Raw genomic sequence first — 19,008 nt, 5'->3', positions numbered from 1 at the left:
TGACTAATGTTTGGTATCAGCTTCTCTGAACTGCTGCTCGTCGGCCTCGTGGCCCTGTTGGTGCTGGGCCCCGAGCGTCTGCCGGGTGCTGCGCGCACCGCCGGCCTGTGGGTCGGGCGCCTGAAGCGCAGCTTCAACGCGATCAAACAGGAAGTTGAACGAGAAATCGGTGCCGACGAGATTCGTCGACAACTGCACAACGAGCACATTCTGTCGCTTGAGCAGGAGGCGCGGAAGATTTTCACGCCGACGCAGCAGGAGCCGACGCCGGTTCAGCCGGTTGAACCGGTGGCGGAGCAGCCGATTCATGCTCCAGCTGCTACTGAACCTGCACCTGTTGTAGCGGCTGCCGAACCTGCACCCGTGGTTGCAGCACCTGCGATTGAACCCGTTACACCTGCGGCTGCGCCTGTTGCGCCGGCCCCTCATGACCCCACATTGCCGCCGCGAGCCCCATGAGCGATCTTCCTGAAAACGACCAGCACATGCCGCTGGTTTCGCACCTCACCGAGTTGCGTACCCGCCTGCTGCGCTGTGTAGCGGCGATTTTCATCATCTTCGCCGGGTTGTTCGCCTTCACCCAGCAGATCTACACCTTCGTCTCCACGCCGCTGCGCCAGTACCTGCCGGTCGGCGCGACGATGATCGCCACTGACGTGTCCTCGCCGTTCCTGACGCCGCTGAAGCTGACCATGATGGTGTCGCTGTTCCTGGCGATCCCGGTGATCCTGCATCAGATCTGGGGCTTCATCGCGCCGGGGCTGTACAAGCATGAGAAGCGCATCGCGGTGCCGTTGCTGGTATCGAGCATAATGTTGTTCTACACCGGCATGGCGTTCGCCTATTACCTGGTGTTCCCGCTGATCTTCAAATTCTTCGCCGCCGCCACCCCGGCCGGCGTGGAAATGATGACCGACATCAGCAGCTACCTCGATTTTGTCATGACGCTGTTCTTCGCCTTTGGCGTGGCGTTCGAAATCCCGGTAGCCGTAGTGCTGCTGGTGTGGATCGGCGTGGTCAACGTCGCCTACCTGAAGAAGATCCGTCCGTACGTGATTATTGGCTGCTTCGTGGTCGGCATGATCCTCACACCGCCAGACATCTTCTCGCAGACACTATTGGCCGTTCCGATGTGGCTGTTATTTGAGATCGGCATCATCTTCGGCAGCCTGATCAGCAAGCGCGGCGACCATCCAGACGATCAGCCGGACAATCAACCGGTTGACGATCACAACGACCAGCCGCCAGCGACCCAGCCGTGAACCTGCTGCTACTCGAAGAGGCCGACTTCATTGCGGCGGACCGCGCGATCCTGCGTGATCGCCGGTTAACTCACATGCAGGAAGTCCATCGTTCGGTCGTGGGCGACAGCCTGCGGGTCGGGCGTATCGGCGGGTTGATGGGCTCGGCCGAATTGCTGCGCCTGGACGCCGATGAAGCGGAGTTGCGCGTTACTCTCGACCTACCCCCGCCAGCCAAGCTGCCATTGACCCTGATACTGGCCCTGCCACGCCCGAAAATGCTGCGCAGGGTGTTCCAGACAGTGGCGGCCATGGGTGTGCCACGCATCGTGCTGGTGAACAGCTACCGCGTCGAGAAGAGCTTCTGGCAAACACCCTTTCTGGAGCCCGAAGCCATTCGCGAGCAGTTGATCCTCGGCCTCGAGCAGGCACGGGACAGCGTATTGCCGGAGATTGTCATCGAAAAGCGCTTCAAGCCATTTGTCGAAGACCGTCTGCCAGCGATGACCGAAGGCACCCTCGGCCTGGTCGGTCATCCCGGCAACTACCCGCCCTGCCCCCGGGGTCTGGACGAGCCGGTGACCCTGGCCATCGGCCCCGAAGGTGGCTGGATCCCTTACGAAATCGACCTGCTGGGCAAGGCCGGCCTGCAACCGGTGCAGCTCGGAGAGCGCATCCTGCGGGTCGAAACCGCCGTCACCGCGCTGCTCGCTCGCCTGTTCTAATACTGCACTCCACTCTAGACACAAAACCTGTGGGAGCGAGCTTGCTCGCGATGGCGGTGGATCAGTCAACACATGCGTTAACTGGCAGTCCGCCATCGCGAGCAAGCTCGCTCCCACAGGAAAATTCATCATCCCGGCCAACCTGTACGCCTACAGATTCCCGCCCGCCAGCCGATATACCCCTGATAAAACCAATATATGGTTCGAGGGAGTTGCAGCATGTACCGATGGCTAGCCGAGAAACTGGGAAACGTCAGCGTCAATCGCAAACTGGGTGTCGGCTTCGGTCTGGTGCTCCTGCTGACATTGTTGATCACCTTCACCGGCTGGACCGGCCTGAGCGAGGTGACAAACCGTGGCGACAAACTCGGGTACATTTCCAGCCTCAATGAGCTGACCAAAGACCTGCGCATTGCCCGCCTCGACTACGACATGCGTCGCGGCGAACAGGGCCCGGGCGCGGTCAATGATCTGCTTGGCCAGCTCGATACCGGCTTGAAGACCGCCCGCAGGATGATCGAACAACCCGCCGACGCAGCCATGGTCGACCAGCAACTGGCTGCCGTCGCTGAGTACAGGCGTGCCTTCGTCGACATGACCCAGGCCACCGTTACTCGCGAAGACGCCCGCAGCAAACTCGGGGCGACCGCCGACAACGCCATGGCCCAGGTCGCCGCTGTGGAAAAATCCCTGCTGCAAGGCGAAAGCGTTGCCGACTACAGCAACGTGATTGAGCTGAGCAAGCTGCTCCAACAAGCGCGTTATCAGGTTCGCGGCTACACCTATAGCGGCAAGGCCGACGCTGAACAACCGGCATTGGACGCTATCGAAACGGCCCTGCAAAGCCTGGAGAACCTGCCGTCCAAGGTGCCGGCACAGCACCTCGCCAACCTGCAACAAGCCAGCGAGTCGCTGAAAGGGTATCGCGCTGCCGTCAGCCAGTTCCGTGACTCGCAGGTGGCGAACGCCACCGCCCTGAAACATATGGCTGTACAAGGCGACATCCTGATCGACCTGAGCAAAAAGCTGACAGCGTCGCAGACTGTGGTGCGCGACACCGATGCCGCGCACGCCAAAAACATGCTGATGCTGGCAGCCCTGCTGGCCTTGGCTTTTGGCTTGCTCGCGGCTTGGGTCATCACCCGTCAGATCGTGATTCCCCTCAACCAGACACTCAAAGTGGCCGAGCATATCGCCGCGGGTGACCTGACGCACAATCTCATTTCCCAGCGCCAGGACGAACTCGGTCAATTGCAGCGCGCCATGCAGAGCATGACGCTGGGTCTGCGCGAGTTGATCGGCGGCATCAGCGATGGCGTCACGCAAATCGCCAGCGCCGCCGAAGAGTTGTCGGCCGTCACTGAGCAGACCAGCGCCGGGGTCAACAGCCAGAAGGTCGAAACCGACCAGGTTGCGACCGCCATGAACGAAATGACCGCCACGGTTCAGGAGGTCGCGCGCAACGCTGAAGAAGCGTCGGAAGCCGCCGTCGCCGCCGACCAGCAAGCCCGCGAAGGTGACAAAGTGGTCGGCGAAGCCATCGCCCAGATCGAGCGCCTGGCCATCGAAGTAGGTCACTCAACCGAAGCCATGGGTCATCTCAAGCGCGAAAGCGACAAGATCGGCAGCGTGCTCGACGTGATCAAGTCCGTCGCCCAGCAGACCAACCTGCTGGCCCTCAACGCGGCGATTGAAGCCGCCCGCGCGGGTGAAGCCGGACGCGGTTTTGCAGTCGTCGCTGACGAAGTCCGCAGCCTTGCCCAGCGCACACAAAAATCCACTGAAGAAATCGAAGAGCTGATCGTCGGCCTGCAAGCCGGGACCCAGCAAGTGGCGAACATCATGGATAACAGCCGCAGCCTGACCGACAGCAGCGTGGAACTGACCCGACGCGCCGGTGGCTCGCTGACCAACATCACCCGCACCGTGTCGGCGATCCAGTCGATGAACCAGCAAATTGCCGCTGCGGCCGAGCAGCAAAGCGCAGTGGCTGAAGAGATCAATCGTAGCGTGCTGAACGTGCGCGATGTGTCCGAACAGACTTCGGCCGCCAGTGAAGAGACCGCGGCCTCCAGCGTGGAGCTGGCGCGGCTGGGGACGCATCTTCAGATGCTGGTGGGCAGGTTCAAGGTTTGAGGTGATGCAGTAATCTCGGTTCGCACAGGACCGAGGTGACGCCATCGCGAGCAAGCTCGCTCCCACAGGGATTTATGTCGTCAACAGATCCTGTGGGAGCGAGCTTGCTCGCGATAGCGGCCGGGAGGGCGCTGAATCTTAGAGAACCTGGCGCAAGAAGGCCTGTGCCCGCGGATCCTTCGGCGCATCGAAGAATTCCGCCGGCGAGGCATCTTCCAGCAGTTTCCCGTGATCGAAGAACAACACCCGATCCGCCACTTCCCGCGCGAAGCCCATTTCGTGGGTCACGCAGACCATGGTCATGCCTTCCAGAGCCAGGGTTTTCATCACGTCCAACACCTCACCGACCATTTCCGGGTCGAGCGCCGAAGTCGGTTCATCGAACAGCATGACCTTCGGATCCATCGCCAACGCACGAGCAATCGCCACCCGCTGCTGCTGACCGCCGGAAAGACGCGATGGAAATTCGTTGGCCTTTTGCGCAATGCCGACCTTCTCCAGCAACGCCAGCGCCTTGGCCTCACGCTCTTTCTTGCCGCGCTTGCGTACGACCTTCTGCGCCAGGCAGAGGTTTTCCAGCACGGTCATGTGCGGGAACAGGTTGAAGTGCTGGAACACCATGCCGACTTCGCGGCGGTAGGCGTTGACGTCGGTTTTCGGGTCGGCCAGTTGCAGGCCGTCGATGCTGACCGAGCCCGAGTCGAATTCTTCCAGGCCATTGAGGCAGCGCAGGAAGGTCGACTTGCCGGAACCGGACGGGCCGATCACCACCAGCACTTCGCCTTTCGCCACTTGCGTCGAGACGTTATCCACCGCGCGAACCACTTGGCCGCGGGTGTCGAAGACTTTTACCAGATCGCGGACTTCAATCACTTTGCGCGAGCCTCCGCTCAAGCCGGCTGGCGATTTTCGACAGCGGCAGGTTGATCAACAGGTACAGCCCGGCCACGCAGAACAGGATTTCGAACGGCGAGAACGAGGTGGTGATGACTTCGCGACCGCTTTTCAGCAGCTCGGTAATCGCGATCACCGACACCAGCGAGGTGTCCTTGACCAGACTGATGAATTGTCCGGCCAGCGGTGGCAATACCCGCTTGAAGGCTTGCGGTAGCACGACATGACGCATCGACTGGCCAGCGCTCAGACCCAGGGAGCGCGCCGCTTCGTTCTGGCCACGGGCGATCGACTGCACACCGGAACGGATGATCTCCGCCACGTAGGCGCCGGTAAACAGCGACAGTGCAGCGATCCCGGCGAATTCCCGGGACAGGTTCATCACGGTACCGATGAAGAAGTAGAAAATGAAGATCTGCACCAGCAGCGGCGTGCCTCGCACCAGTTCGACGTAAATGGTCGAGAGGTCGCGCAGGGTCGGGTTGTTCGACAGACGGCACAGGCCGGTGGCGAGGCCGATCAGGAGGCCGAGCACGCCGGACACCACGGACAACCACAAGGTGGTCCAAAGACCCCAGAGCAGCGGTCCTGCGGCCCAATGTCGAGTCACACCAACCACGTCGCCTTCAGCTACATCATCGCCCCGGGCGACTTGCAGGCTGTTGTCGTCGACGATCAGGCGTTGCTCGTCGCCAGCATCGTTGCGCAGGGTGACTTCAGCCTTGTCGCCCTTGCGCACCAGTTCACTGACGGTGGAGATGTCGGCGGCGCGCTGGGATTCTTCGGCGTGGTAGGCGAAGTATTGCGGTACGCGGTTCCAGCGCCATTCGTAGGACATCAGCGAGGTGGCGTAGTACAAGGCGCCAGCCAGGCCGATGAGCACCAGCACGGTCAATACGTGCCAGGGCCATTGGGCTTTTTTATGTTTCATCTGTAAGCAGATTCCGAAATTTGTGTCGCCAGATAGGGCCCCATCGCGAGCAAGCTCGCTCCCACAATTGACCGAGGTGTTAGCTCGTACGCGGTCGAATGTGGGAGCGAGCTTGCTCGCGATTGCAGCGACGCAGTGTTACTGAAACACCGCGGCGGGAGCCCTCACTCCATGTCCTTGAGCCAAGCGGTGTCTTTAAACCACTTGTCATGGATGCGATCGTAGGTGCCGTCTTCGTGGATCTGGTGCAGGAAGTTGTTGATGAAGTTGATGCTGTCGTAGTCACCCTTCTTCAACCCAAAGGCCAGCGGCTCGTAGGTGAATGGCTTGTCGAGGAACACCAGCTTGCCGTTGCCGACCTTGTTGACCGCGACAACGTTGTAGGGCGCGTCGTAGATGAAGGCGTCGGCCTTGCCGTTGACCACGTCGAGCACGGCTTCCTGCTCGTTATCGTAGCCGTGGTATTGAGCTTTCGAGATCAGCTTGCGGGCGACCATCTCGCCGGTGGTGCCAAGCTTGGAGGTGATGCGGTAGTCGGCGGTGTTCAGGTCTTTGTACGACTTGATGGTGCCTTCCAGCTCCTTGCGGATCAGCAGGGTCTGGCCGACCACGATGAAGGGTTCGCTGAAGTTCAGGCGCAGGTTGCGCTCCTGGGTCAGGGTCATGCCGCTGCCGATCATGTCGAACTTGTCGGTGAGCAACGCCGGGATGATGCCGTCGTAGCCGGTGGACACCAGTTCCAGCTTGACGCCCATGGCTTTGGTCATGGCTTTGAGGATATCGACTTCGAAACCGATGATCTCGCCGCGTTTGTTGGTCATTTCGAACGGCATGTAGGTCGGGTCCATGCCGACTTTCAATGTGCCGCGCTTGACCGCGTCGTCGATGGCACCGGCCTGCGCCGCGCTGAATGCAACCAGTGCCGTGACGCCTACCAGCAGCATCGAGAGATACTTCTTCATCATAAAGTCCTCAAAACCATTGCGTTGTGAGGCGCGCAAACCGCGGGTTTCCCGTGAGAAACCGGCAGATACGGACAGAAGTTGTCAGGGCGCACCAATTCGGGGACGGATGCTAACGCACTCGGCCGTTTGCACAAGGGTTTTACACAGGATTTTGATCGTTCCCACGCTCCGCGTGGGAATGCAGCCCGGCACGCTCCGCGTCCCAAGAGCGGACGCAGAGCGTCCGTTGAGGCATTCCCACGCAGAGCGTGGGAACGATCATCAGCAAAAAAAACCCCGCTTTCGCGGGGTTTTTCATCACGCCAACTGAGGCTGCGCGCTCAGCGGCTTGAGCGGCAGCAACGGCGCGTGGGGATCGGCCTTCACCGATTGACGCCAGGCTTGCAGCCATTGCGGGTGACTTTCGTCCCAGATCTGCTCATGCAAGCGACCCAAGGCCACCGGGTCACTCAGCAACTCCACACGCTCTTTGTTGGTTAGCCCGGCTGGGCCGACTTTCATTGCATGGCGAACCCGTTCGATCCGCAGCCATTCGATCGGCTCGGCCTGACGGTGACGCGAAGTCGCCAGCGAGCACGCCAAGGCATTCTGCTGTGGATCGACCACGGCCCGGACAAAGCCGTCGTTCAGCGCATGCCAACGGTTTTCGTGGGTGTACTGATCGGTTGCCAGCAACGCCTGTGGCGGATTGTATTCCTCAGGGATCAGGAACAGGCTTTCGTCACGGGACTTGAGGCCCAGACCGACACGACTGGAGATCACCGACACCGGGATCGACAGCATCAACGAACCGACGATCGGCACCAGCCACCAGAGGAAGCTTGGGTTCAGCCAGATCACCAACAGCGCCCAGAAGAAGCCCAGCAAGGTTTGCGGACCGTGGCGTTTTACTGCCTCGCTCCAGGGTGTCGAGTCATCGTCACGTTGCGGCGAGTTCCAGGTCGCGGCCCAACCGAGGAACGCGGCGAGTACGAAACGGGTGTGGAAAATCATCCGCACCGGCGCCAGCAGCATGGAGAACAACATCTCCAGCAGCATCGACAACGTCACCTTGAACTTGCCACCGAACTCTTTCGCGCCCTTGGCCCAGATCAGGATGATGCTCAGCAACTTCGGCAGGAACAGCAGCACGATGGTCGTCGAAAACAGCGCAATCGCCTTGTCCGGGTGCCATTGAGGCCACAGCGGATAGAGCTGGCGAGGTTCGAGGAAATATTGGGGCTCCATCAGCGTGTTGACCGCCAGCAGCGCCGTCGACAATACAAGGAAGAAGAACCACAACGGCGCCGACAGGTACGACATCACGCCGGTCAGGAATACCGCCCGGTGCACCGGGTGCATACCCTTGACCAGGAACAGGCGGAAGTTCATCAGGTTGCCGTGGCACCAGCGACGGTCACGCTTGAGTTCGTCCAGCAGGTTCGGCGGCAGCTCTTCGTAGCTGCCCGGCAAGTCATAGGCAATCCACACGCCCCAGCCGGCACGGCGCATCAGCGCGGCTTCGACGAAGTCGTGAGACAGAATCGCACCGGCGAACGCACCTTTACCGGGCAACGGCGCCAGGGCGCAGTGCTCGATGAACGGCTTCATGCGGATGATCGCGTTGTGACCCCAGTAATGGGATTCGCCCAGCTGCCAGAAGTGCAGACCGGCGGTAAACAATGGACCGTATACACGGGTCGCGAACTGCTGCATGCGCGCATACAGCGTATCCATGCCCGACGCGCGCGGCGCGGTCTGGATGATCCCGGCGTCCGGCGTGGCTTCCATCAAGCGCACCAGACTGGTCAGGCATTCGCCGCTCATCACCGAGTCAGCGTCGAGCACGACCATGTACTTGTAGTCACCACCCCAGCGACGGCAGAAGTCGTCGAGGTTGCCGCTCTTGCGTTTTACGCGACGACGACGGCGGCGATAGAAGATCTTGCCAAAGCCCTTGGCTTCGCGACAGACATCCAGCCAGGCCTGCTGCTCGGCCACGCAGATGTCGGCTTCGTTACTGTCGCTGAGCACGAAGAAGTCGAAGCGATCAAGGTTACCCGTGGCTGCGACCGACTCGAACGTCGCTCGCAAACCGGCGAATACCCGCGGCACGTCTTCGTTGCAGATCGGCATGACCAGTGCGGTGCGCGCGTCCTTGGGGATCGGTTCGTTACCGGCGCTCTTACCGGAAATCCGGTATTTGTCATGGCCGGTGAGCAACTCGAGGAAGCCCATCAATGCGGTCCAGAAACCGGCCGACACCCAGCAGAACAGAATCCCGAACAGTATCAGGATGCTGGTTTGCAGCGCATACGGCAGCACTTGCGTGACGGTTTGCAGGAACGGCTGGTGCAGGACTTCATCCAGGTCGACGAACGACCAGCCCTGGTACGGCATGATGCCTTTCATGTACCAGCCGGCGACGATGGTCTGACCGAGCATCAGTACCAACAGAATGTAGCGCCGGATCGAACCTACGGTGCGCCAGCGAGCCGCCGGCAGCACGTTTTCGTCTTTCGGCGGCTTCGGCGGGTTGGTGCGGCCGGTCAGGCGACGCCAGCCACGCACCAGAATGTTGGTGCGCCACGGCTCCGGCACGACTTTGGTCCGACGAATCGGCGGGGTCGCCCGCAGGCAGACCCGACCGCTGGCGTCGAGCATCAGCATTTCGGCGTCCGCCAGTTCTTCAGCGGTGTTCAGGGTCAGGCGACGACCCACCGAGGCTTGGGCAGCCTCGGTCGGTGCGTCGAACGTCGAAGACGACAGGCGTTCGTGCAATTCGCTGAAGGACTGACAGCCCGCGAGTTCCGCGCGCTGCTCATCGGTCATCGGTAGATGCGCCAGATACTCGGCAAGCGTCTCTGGCTGTACTTGAGAATTACTCATCGGCAGGCAACTGGTAGCTCCAGGTCTCGGTCAGGACTTCTTCAGTCGGCGCCGATTCCGGTGTGGCTGGGGCCGCGTCGGCAGCGGCAGGCTGCTTGGCGTCTTTGTTGTCCTGATCCTTGGAATCTGCGACAGGCTTGGCTTCGGCCTGTTTGGCTTCAGCTTGCTTGGCGTCCTTGGCTTCCTTGTCCAGCTTCTCCTGCTGCCTGGCGGCGATCTTGTCGGCCTTGGCAACGGAAGAGTTGGAGGCGGGTACGGCCTTGGCCAGGTCGGCAGTCACGATGTTCTTGACCAGTGCGGCACGCATTTCCGTCGCCTTGCTCGGGTCCTTGATCTTCATGCGCAGGGTCAGGCGCCAGCCCTTGGTTTCAGGGTTGTAGCGCACGCTGTTCTCGACCAGCTCGGCATTCTCGCCAACGCTGACCTGACTGCGAACCTCGGTATCTGCCGGCAATGCCATAAGGGACGGGCCTTCGAAGTCCACCAGGTAGGCAACGCTGCCATCCGGCTGACGAATCAGGTTGGACTGTTTCACGTCACCGGTGGAACGCAGGGTCTGCTGTACCCAGGCGCTGTCCGGCGCATGCAGCGCGGCTTCGTCGATGGTCCAGTGCATGCGGTAGGCGACGTCGAGCGGCTGGCCAGGTTCAGGCAGTTTTTCCGGACTCCAGAAAGCCACGATGTTGTCGTTGGTTTCGTCGGCGGTAGGAATTTCGACCAGGTCTACAGAGCCCTTGCCCCAATCGCCTTTCGGTTCGATCCAGGCACTCGGGCGCTTGTCGTAGCGGTCGTCGAGGTCTTCATAGTGGCTGAAGTCACGGCCACGTTGCAGCAGGCCGAAACCACGCGGGTTCTCGATGGAGAAGTTGCTGACAGCCAGGTGTTTCGGGTTGTTCAGTGGGCGCCAGATCCACTCGCCGTTGCCGGCATGGATCGACAGGCCGCTGGAATCATGCAGCTCGCGACGGTAGTTCAGCACTTTCGACGGCTGGTTGGCGCCGAACAGGAACATGCTGGTCAAAGGCGCAACGCCAAGCTTGGTGACCTTGTCACGCAGGAACATTTTGGCCTTGACGTCGACCACGGTATCGCTGCCCGGACGCAGGGTCAGGCGGTACGCACCGGTGGCACGTGGCGAATCCAGCAGGGCGAAGATCACCAGGTGCTTGTCACCCGGTCTTGGCTGCTGAATCCAGAACTCAGTGAAACGCGGGAACTCTTCGCCGGACGGCAACGCGGTATCGATGGCCATGCCGCGGGCGGACAAGCCATAGGTGTGCCCCTTGCCGACCACGCGGAAGTAGCTCGCACCGAGCATCGTCATGATCTCGTCTTGCTTGTCGGCCTTGTTGATCGGGTACAGCACACGGAAACCGGCATAACCCAGTTGTTCGGTGGCTTTAGGGTCGAACTTGACGTCGCCAAAATCAAACCGCTCAGGATCGTATTTGATCTTTTCGACGGTGTTAGCCGTGATTTCGTTGATTTTCACCGGAGTATCGAAGTGCATGCCCTGGTGATAGAACGACAGCTTGAACGGAGTTTTCTGTTCGGCCCACTCGGCTTTCTCGGTGCGGAATCGAATTTTCTGATAGTCCGCGAATTTCATTTCGCGGAATTCGTTCGGCAGGTTACTGCGCGGGGCTTCGTATTTCTGCCCGGCCAGCTCTTTCGCCTTGACCGATACATCATCCAGATTGAATGCCCAAAGCTGGCCGGCGCTGAGCAGGCAGAGCAGTGCAGAGCCCGCTACCAGAGCACTTCGTAACCGTTTGGCAGACAATTTTGGAGCATTACAGGGACTAACAATCACGAGCAACCCTCGCCGAAAACAGATCAAAAAACCAACGGCCAGTTAAAGCGCCAGCACGGTGTGCGGTGTAAAAAACCGACCCTGCGAACCACTCTTGCCAAGTTGGCGAGCATTGTTCCGACTCCTCTGGGGCTAAATGATTCCCCAACAGGTCCCGGACAAGTCTCTACCTAAGTCAAAATGGGCCAACGAACGCTGATCCCCGTAACGCGCGATTATCTAGTATGCCGCGTTACAACACATCAGGGGCAACCCAGTATTTCTCGCGAAAACCCCCTGCTTTCAGTCGAAAAGAGCTCAAAAACATGTTTCAAGCGCTTTCAGGTCTGTAACAGAAAGGTGACCGGGCCATCGTTGACCAGGTGCACCTGCATATCCGCGCCGAATCTACCTGATGCCACAGTGCCATGCACCTGTTTTGCCTTGTCTAAAAGATAGTCGAAAAGCTCCTCTCCCAAGGCCGGGGGGGCAGCGGTCGAAAAGCCCGGGCGCAACCCGCTTCGGGTATCGGCGGCCAGGGTGAACTGAGAGACCAGCAGCAGCCCGCCGTCGACATCCGCCAGGGACAGATTCATCTTGCCCTCGGCATCGCTGAATACTCGATAGTTAAGCAGCTTATGCAGAAGTTTGTCGGCACTGGTTCGAGTATCCTCTGGCTCGACGGCCACCAGTACCAGCAAACCCTGGTCCACTGCGCCAACCACCTCCCCCGCTACCTCGACTCGCGCGCCTCGCACGCGCTGCAGCAGAGCCTTCATGCTTCTTCAGGCGCCAGATCGAGCAGGCGTCGGGCCATCAGATCGGCGGCACGTACCAGCGCATCGGTAATGCCAGGCTCGGAAGCGGCATGGCCAGCGTCACGGATCACCTGCAATTCACTGTTCGGCCAGTTCTGATGCAGTTCCCAGGCATTATCCAGCGGGCAGATCACGTCGTAGCGACCGTGGACGATGACCCCTGGCAAATGGGCGATCTTGCCCATGTCGCGGATCAGCTGATTCGGCTCAAGGAACGCATTGTTGGTGAAGTAATGACATTCGATACGGGCGATGGACAATGCGCGCTGTGGCTCGGAAAAACGGTCGACCACCAGCGGGTTCGGACGCAGGGTCGCCGTCCGTCCTTCCCACATGGACCAGGCCTTGGCCGCGTGCATCTGGGCGATCTGGTCGTTGCCGACCAGGCGCTTGTGGAAAGCCGAGAGCAAATCGTCGCGCTCATCCTGCGGGATCGGCGCGATGTAGTCTTGCCAATAGTCGGGAAACAGTCGGCTGGCACCCGCCTGGTAGAACCACTCGATTTCCTGCGGACGGCAGAGAAAAATCCCGCGCAGAATCAGGCCGTGTACGCGCTCCGGGTGGGTTTGCGCATAGGCCAGCGCCAGGGTGGAACCCCAGGAGCCACCGAACAATACCCATTTGTCGATTCCCAAGTGCTTGCGGATGCGCTCGAGGTCGGCGACCAGATCCCAGGTGGTGTTGTTTTCCAGGTTGGCGTGGGGGGTGGAGCGACCGCAACCGCGCTGGTCGAAGGTCACAATGCGATACAGGTTCGGATCGAAATACCGGCGGCTCTGGGCATCACACCCGGCGCCTGGGCCGCCGTGGATGAACACTACCGGCAAACCTTCCGGTGAACCGCTTTCGTCGACATACAGCGTGTGAGTTGCATCGACAGCCAGATCGTGCCGGGCGTGGGGTTTGATCTGCGGGTACAAAGTCTGCATTGCGCGCTCCGTAAGGGGTCGAGGTCATCCCTGGGGGGACTTCTATTATTCTGCCGTCCGGCATCATAAACCCGAATTACGTTAATGAGCATGCCCCGGCAATGGGAGGTTGTTCCCATGGAGGTATGTCACCCGTCTCCATGCAAGGCGCGGCCCTTGTAGGAGCTGCCGAAGGCTGCGATCTTTTGATCTTGAAAAGCACAATCAAGAGATCGCAGCCTTCGGCAGCGCCTACAGGATTCGGGCCAGCCGCGGATTATGCGCTGTAACGCTTTTCGCCCCACGCCAACAACCCTTGCAACAATTCCTTGAGCACTACCTGCGTCGGCCCTGCCAAGTCCGGGCGATAGCGGAACGGCTCGAACTCTTCCATGTAGGTGCACTGGCCCAGCTCCAGTTGCACCGCATGAATGTTCTCGGCCGGATTGCCGTAGTGCCGGGTGATGTGGCCGCCCTTGAAGCGACCGTTCAGTACATGGCTGTAATCGGCATGACGCGCGCAGATCGCTTCGAGCTGAGTGGCCAACTGCGGATCGCAACTGGCGCCGTTGAAGGTGCCAAGGTTGAAGTCCGGCAGTTTACCGTCGAACAGATGCGGGATGATCGAGCGGATCGAGTGCGCATCGAACAGCAGCGCGTAGCCGAATTCGGCTTTCAATCGCGCCAACTCGTTCTGCAAGGTGCTGTGGTACGGCGTCCAGACTTGTTCCAGATACGTCGCACGTTCGGCCGCTGACGGCTCCATGCCTTCCCGGAACAATGGAATGCCATCGAACAGCGTCGCCGGATACAGACCGGTGGTCGCGCCGACATACAAAGGCTTGTCGTCGGAGGGTCGATTCAAGTCGATGACAAACCGCGAGTACTCGGCGGCCAATGTGCTGGCACCCAGTTCTGCAGCAAATTCGTAAAGCCTTGGGATGTGCCAGTCGGTGTCCGGCAGGCATTTCGCGTCGGGGATCAACCCGGCTTCGACCGCCGGGGTCAGGCGCAGACCGGCGTGGGGCATGCTGATAAGCAGCGGCACGCGACCTTGTTTGAAATTCAGAACCTTATCCACGACTGTTCTCCTGAATGCGTGTTTCGACGCCGTGACGTACGACGCGTTTTTCCAGGTCGCCGCCCAGCCAGTACGCCAGGTCGGCGGGACGATCGATTTGCCAGGCGACGAAGTCCGCGACCTTGCCGGCTTCCAGCGAACCGTGTGTTTGAGCCATGCCCAACGCGGTGGCGGCATGGATCGTTGCGCCCGCCAGGGCTTCTTCCGAGGTCATGCGGAAACAGGTGCACGCCATGTTCAGCATCAAGCGCAACGACAGCGCCGGCGAAGTGCCGGGGTTGAGGTCGCTGGCGATGGCGATTTTCACGCCGTGTTTGCGCAGGGCGTCCATCGGCGGCAATTGGGTTTCCCGCAAGAAGTAGAACGCCCCTGGCAGCAACACCGCGACGGTGCCGGACTCTGCCATGGCGATGGCGTCGTCTTCGGTCATGAATTCCAGGTGATCGGCTGACAGTGCATGGTAACGCGCTGCCAGGCTCGAACCGTGCAGGGACGACAGTTGCTCGGCATGCAGCTTCACCGGCAGGCCCAGTGCCTGTGCGGTGATGAACACGCGCTCGACCTGCGCCGGCGAGAACGCCAGGTACTCGCAGAACGCATCCACCGCATCCACCAGCCCTTCGGCGGCCAGGGCCGGAAGCATTTCAGCGCAGATGTGATCGATGTAGTCGTCGGCGCGATCCGCGTATTCCGGTGGCAAGGCGTGGGCGGCCAGGCAGGTACTACGCACGCTGACCGGCAGTTCGGCGCCGAGGCGTCGGATCACCCGCAGAATCTTGCGCTCGCTGGCCAGATCCAGACCGTAGCCGGATTTCATCTCGACGGTGGTCACGCCGTCGCGGATCAGACTTTTCAGACGTTTGGCGGCACTGGCGAACAGTTCGTCCTCGGTCGCCGCGCGAGTGGCACGCACGGTGCTGGCGATGCCGCCGCCGGCCGCCGCAATTTCCGAGTAGCTGACGCCTTGCAGCCGCTGTTCGAATTCACCACTGCGATTTCCGCCAAACACCGTGTGGGTGTGGCAGTCGATCAGGCCCGGCGTCACCCAGGCCCCGTTCAAATCGTTGACAGCCGGGTATTCACCGGACGGCAGTTCAGCGCGTGGGCCGATCCACTCAATGTGCGCACCGGACGTCACGATGGCCGCATCCTCGATGATCGAGTAGACGCCTTGCGCCATGGTTGCGACGTGGCAGTGTTGCCAGAGAGTTTTCATCCCGAATCTCCATCAAATTCAAAATCGAATCGCGAGCAAGCTCGCTCCCACAGGGGTTATTGGTGAATCCAGATTCAGTATTCAACACCGATCCACTGTGGGAGCGAGCTTGCTCGCGATGGGGCCCTTACAGGCTCGGCAGCAACTTCGCCGAAACCAGTTCGTTCAGGCAACGCGTCGCCAACAACTCGGTCGCCGCATTGATGTCCGGCGCAAAGAACCGGTCTTTCTCATAAAACGGCACCTCAGCACGCAGAATCGCCCGAGCCTTTTCCAGCTTCGGCGAAGTTTTCAAACCTTCACGCAGATCCAGACCCTGGCACGCCGCCAACCATTCCACGGCGAGCACCCCACGAGTGTTTTCCGCCATTTCCCACAGACGCTTGCCGGCAGCCGGGGCCATGGACACGTGGTCTTCCTGGTTTGCGGAAGTCGGCAGGCTGTCCACCGAATGCGGATGGGACAGCGCCTTGTTCTCGCTGGCCAGTGCCGCCGCCGTCACCTGGGCGATCATGAAGCCGGAGTTCACCCCGCCGTTGGCCACCAGGAACGGCGGCAGTTGCGACATGTGCTTGTCCATCATCAGCGAGATACGGCGCTCGCTCAGCGAGCCGATTTCAGCGATCGCCAGGGCCATGTTGTCGGCGGCCATGGCCACCGGTTCGGCGTGGAAGTTACCGCCGGAGATCACGTCGCCTTCCGAGGCGAACACCAGCGGGTTGTCGGAAACGGCATTGGCCTCGACCGCGAGCACTTCGGCGGCCTGACGGAACTGGGTCAGGCACGCGCCCATGACTTGCGGCTGGCAGCGCAGTGAGTAAGGGTCCTGAACCTTGTCGCAATTCTGGTGCGAGTCGGAGACTTCACTGCGTTCACCCAGCAGATCGCGATAAGCGGCAGCGGCGTCGATCTGGCCCTTCTGGCCACGCGCAGCGTGGATACGCGCATCGAACGGCGAACGCGAGCCCAATACCGCTTCGACGGTCAGGGCACCCAGCGCGACGGCACCGGCGAACAGGTCTTCACCTTCGAACAGACCACGCAACGCGTAAGCGGTGGACACCTGAGTACCGTTGAGCAGCGCCAGACCTTCTTTGGCAGCCAGCGTCAGCGGCTTGAGACCGGCGACGTGCAATGCTTCGGTCGCTTCCAGCCATTCACCCTTGTAGCGCGCCTTGCCTTCGCCGAGCAGCACCAGCGACATATGGGCCAAAGGCGCCAGGTCACCGGAGGCACCGACCGAACCTTTCAATGGAATATGCGGGTAAACCTCGGCATTGATCAGGGCGATCAGTGCGTCGATGACCTTGCGGCGAATGCCGGAGAAACCACGGCTCAGGCTGTTGACCTTGAGCACCATGACCAGGCGCACCAACGCGTCGCTGATCGGCTCGCCGACACCGGCGGCGTGGGACAGCACCAGCGAGCGCTGGAGGTTTTCCAGGTCTTCGCTGGCGATGCGGGTCGAGGCCAGCAGGCCGAAACCGGTGTTGATCCCGTAGGCGGTACGGTTTTCGGCCAGGATCTGCTCCACGCACGCGACGCTGGCTTCGATCTGGGCCGAGGCGCTGTCGTCGAGGGTGATTTTGACCGGCTGCTGATAGATATCACGCAGTTGGGCAAGGCTAAGTTGGCCGGGAATCAAATTAAGCGCAGTCATTTTTTGCTCCTTTTGAGAGTGTTATTAACTACCAGACGCTCCGGAGATATCCGTTGTCCGTCGCTTCCCGCCTTTTGGGGGGCTGGCGCCTTGGCACGCTGGTTTTGTATGGAAATCAGTTCAAATTCGGTAAGGCTTTTTGCAGCAAGTTCGAGTCTTTCAAAACCCCGGCAGCAGCGGCGATATCGGGCGCCAGCCAGCGGTCCTGATCGTAGGCCGGAACCCGCTCTCGCAGCAGGCGCCACGCGGTATCGGTGCCTGCGCCGAAGCGCTGTTCCTTGAGGAATTCAAACGCCTGGGCCGCCAGAAGGAATTCGATGGCGAGGATCTGCGTGCAGTTTTCCAGCGCGCGATGCAGCTTCAGCGCCGCGTTGGTGCCCATGCTCAGGTGGTCTTCCTGCAGGCCCGAGGTTACGTAGTTGTCGAGCACCGCCGGTTGCGCCAATTGACGGTTTTCCGCGCACAGGGAAGCGGCGACGTACTGGACGATCATCATCCCGGAGTTCACCCCCGGGTTGGCCACCAGAAACGCTGGCAGTCCGCTGACGTGCGGGTTGATCAAACGGTCCAGGCGCCGCTCGGCGATGGAGCCGATTTCTGCCATGGCGATGGCCAGCAGATCGGCAGCCATTGCCACGGACTGACCGTGCGGGTTGGCCTGGGACACGATACGGAAATTGTCCGGCGTGCCCAGCAACATAGGGTTGTCAGTGACAGAGTTGAGTTCGGTTTCGATCTGTTGGATCGCGTGCGCCAGTTGATCCCGTGCAGCGCCGTGGACTTGCGGGATCGAACGGATGCTCAACGCATCCTGAGTGCGAATGCCTTTGCTGCTGGCGATCACTTCACTGCCATCAAGCAAGGCGCGCAGGTTGATCCCGACCTGTTGCATGCCCGGATGCGGTTTAAGCGCGATGATTTCGGCATCGAACGCTGCGATCTGACCACGCTGGGCTTCGAAGCTCATCGCCCCGATCACGTCAGCCCACTGTACCAGACGCGTCGCATCGGCAATCGCCAGGCAGCTGAGGCCGCTCATGCACGGCGTGCCGTTGACCAGGCACAAACCGTCTTTGGCACCGAGCTGAACCGGTTGCAGGCCTTCTTCGCTCAAGGCTTGTTGCGCGCAAATGATCTGCCCGCGATAGCTGACATTGCCGACACCCAGCAGCGCGATGCTGATGTGAGCCATGTGGGTCAGGTAACCGACTGAACCCTGGGACGGCACTTGCGGGGTGATGCCGCGGTTAAGCAGCGCCAGCAGAGCCTCGACCACACGACGGTGAATACCGGATTTGCCATGAGAGTAATTGCGGATCGCGGCGCACATGATCGCGCGAGTCTGTTCGTCGGCCAACGGAGCGCCAACGCCACAGGCGTGACTGAGCAAGGTATTACGCGACAACTGGCTCAGTTGCTCGTCTTTGAGCGAGACGTTACACAACGCCCCCAGACCGGTGTTGACGCCATAGGCGCGTTCGCCGCTGGCGACGATGCGCTGGACGATGGCCTGCGCATTCTCGATCCGCGCCCAGGTCTGGGCCGACAGCTCCAGGTGTGCGCCATGGCGGGCTACGGCAACCACATCCTGCCAACGCAACGGGGCGTCGGCGATAACGATTTTTTCAGCCTGGGACATCTTTAACCTCGTGCGTACAACCTGAATATTTAATGCAGCTTCACCGGCCTCATCGTCGGAGCGCCGCCCGGAGCAAGCTCGCTCCCACAGTGGATCTCCAGTGTTCACAAAATCCCTGTGGGAGCGAGCTTGCT

15 protein-coding genes and 1 pseudogene are annotated in these 19,008 nt (G+C 60.7%); 5 read left to right on the top strand and 11 right to left on the bottom strand.

Annotation, left to right across the window (positions count from 1 at the left end):
- Positions 1-6 precede the first annotated feature (6 nt).
- From tatB to ACA067_RS01675, 5 genes and pseudogenes are all read left to right on the top strand, one after another.
- Positions 7-459, top strand: a complete 453-nt coding sequence (gene tatB, locus ACA067_RS01695; protein ID WP_497460344.1) for a Sec-independent protein translocase protein TatB — start codon at positions 7-9, stop codon at positions 457-459.
- Positions 456-1,262: a twin-arginine translocase subunit TatC gene (gene tatC / locus ACA067_RS01690; RefSeq protein ID WP_497460343.1), complete on the top strand. Its 807-nt coding sequence runs from the start codon at positions 456-458 to the stop codon at positions 1,260-1,262. Before tatB ends, tatC begins: the two co-directional genes overlap by 4 nt.
- Complete coding sequence (locus ACA067_RS01685; RefSeq protein ID WP_497460342.1) at positions 1,259-1,966, top strand: 16S rRNA (uracil(1498)-N(3))-methyltransferase; 708 nt, start codon at positions 1,259-1,261, stop codon at positions 1,964-1,966. Before tatC ends, ACA067_RS01685 begins: the two co-directional genes overlap by 4 nt.
- 198 nt (positions 1,967-2,164) lie before the next feature.
- A pseudogene (locus ACA067_RS01680) lies at positions 2,165-3,244 on the top strand (methyl-accepting chemotaxis protein); the annotation flags it as partial.
- Entirely contained in the window at positions 3,230-4,102 is an 873-nt protein-coding gene (locus tag ACA067_RS01675) for a methyl-accepting chemotaxis protein (RefSeq protein ID WP_497462712.1), read from the top strand. The pseudogene ACA067_RS01680 and the gene ACA067_RS01675, both read left to right, overlap by 15 nt.
- Positions 4,103-4,240: 138 nt before the next feature.
- Here ACA067_RS01675 and ACA067_RS01670 read toward each other — a convergent pair whose 3' ends face one another.
- The 11 genes from ACA067_RS01670 to hutH (ACA067_RS01620) form a co-directional block, all read right to left on the bottom strand.
- The gene (locus ACA067_RS01670) at positions 4,241-4,975 is read right to left on the bottom strand and encodes an amino acid ABC transporter ATP-binding protein (RefSeq protein WP_497460341.1); all 735 of its coding nucleotides are present in this window, start codon (positions 4,973-4,975) and stop codon (positions 4,241-4,243) included.
- Positions 4,968-5,927, bottom strand: coding sequence for an amino acid ABC transporter permease (locus tag ACA067_RS01665; protein ID WP_497460340.1), 960 nt, complete (start codon positions 5,925-5,927; stop codon positions 4,968-4,970). The genes ACA067_RS01670 and ACA067_RS01665 overlap by 8 nt, the downstream gene beginning before the upstream one ends.
- Before the next feature lie 164 nt (positions 5,928-6,091).
- On the bottom strand, positions 6,092-6,889 hold the full coding sequence (locus ACA067_RS01660; protein WP_497460339.1) for a transporter substrate-binding domain-containing protein: 798 nt from the start codon (positions 6,887-6,889) through the stop codon (positions 6,092-6,094).
- A 300-nt stretch (positions 6,890-7,189) separates the two neighbouring features.
- Entirely contained in the window at positions 7,190-9,760 is a 2,571-nt protein-coding gene (gene mdoH, locus ACA067_RS01655; RefSeq protein WP_497460338.1) for a glucans biosynthesis glucosyltransferase MdoH, read from the bottom strand.
- Positions 9,753-11,573: a glucan biosynthesis protein gene (locus ACA067_RS01650; protein ID WP_497460337.1), complete on the bottom strand. Its 1,821-nt coding sequence runs from the start codon at positions 11,571-11,573 to the stop codon at positions 9,753-9,755. The genes mdoH and ACA067_RS01650 overlap by 8 nt, the downstream gene beginning before the upstream one ends.
- A gap of 320 nt (positions 11,574-11,893) precedes the next feature.
- Positions 11,894-12,331, bottom strand: coding sequence for a D-aminoacyl-tRNA deacylase (dtd, locus tag ACA067_RS01645; RefSeq protein ID WP_497460336.1), 438 nt, complete (start codon positions 12,329-12,331; stop codon positions 11,894-11,896).
- Positions 12,328-13,299 carry a prolyl aminopeptidase gene (gene pip, locus ACA067_RS01640; RefSeq protein WP_497460335.1) on the bottom strand — a complete coding sequence of 324 codons (972 nt, stop codon included), beginning with the start codon at positions 13,297-13,299 and terminating at the stop codon, positions 12,328-12,330. Before pip ends, dtd begins: the two co-directional genes overlap by 4 nt.
- A 256-nt stretch (positions 13,300-13,555) precedes the next feature.
- The gene (hutG, locus tag ACA067_RS01635) at positions 13,556-14,359 is read right to left on the bottom strand and encodes an N-formylglutamate deformylase (RefSeq protein ID WP_497460334.1); all 804 of its coding nucleotides are present in this window, start codon (positions 14,357-14,359) and stop codon (positions 13,556-13,558) included.
- Positions 14,352-15,575, bottom strand: a complete 1,224-nt coding sequence (gene hutI / locus ACA067_RS01630; protein ID WP_497460333.1) for an imidazolonepropionase — start codon at positions 15,573-15,575, stop codon at positions 14,352-14,354. The genes hutG and hutI overlap by 8 nt, the downstream gene beginning before the upstream one ends.
- Before the next feature lie 127 nt (positions 15,576-15,702).
- Positions 15,703-17,235 carry a histidine ammonia-lyase gene (hutH, locus tag ACA067_RS01625; protein ID WP_497460332.1) on the bottom strand — a complete coding sequence of 511 codons (1,533 nt, stop codon included), beginning with the start codon at positions 17,233-17,235 and terminating at the stop codon, positions 15,703-15,705.
- A gap of 115 nt (positions 17,236-17,350) precedes the next feature.
- Positions 17,351-18,874, bottom strand: a complete 1,524-nt coding sequence (hutH, locus tag ACA067_RS01620) for a histidine ammonia-lyase (protein WP_497460331.1) — start codon at positions 18,872-18,874, stop codon at positions 17,351-17,353.
- Between the last annotated feature and the right edge of the window lie 134 nt (positions 18,875-19,008).

It is taken from the genome of Pseudomonas sp. LBUM1674 (assembly GCF_059695635.1).
The sequence above is the reverse complement of the archived record's forward strand: the minus strand, read 5'-3'. Positions and strand labels throughout refer to the sequence as shown.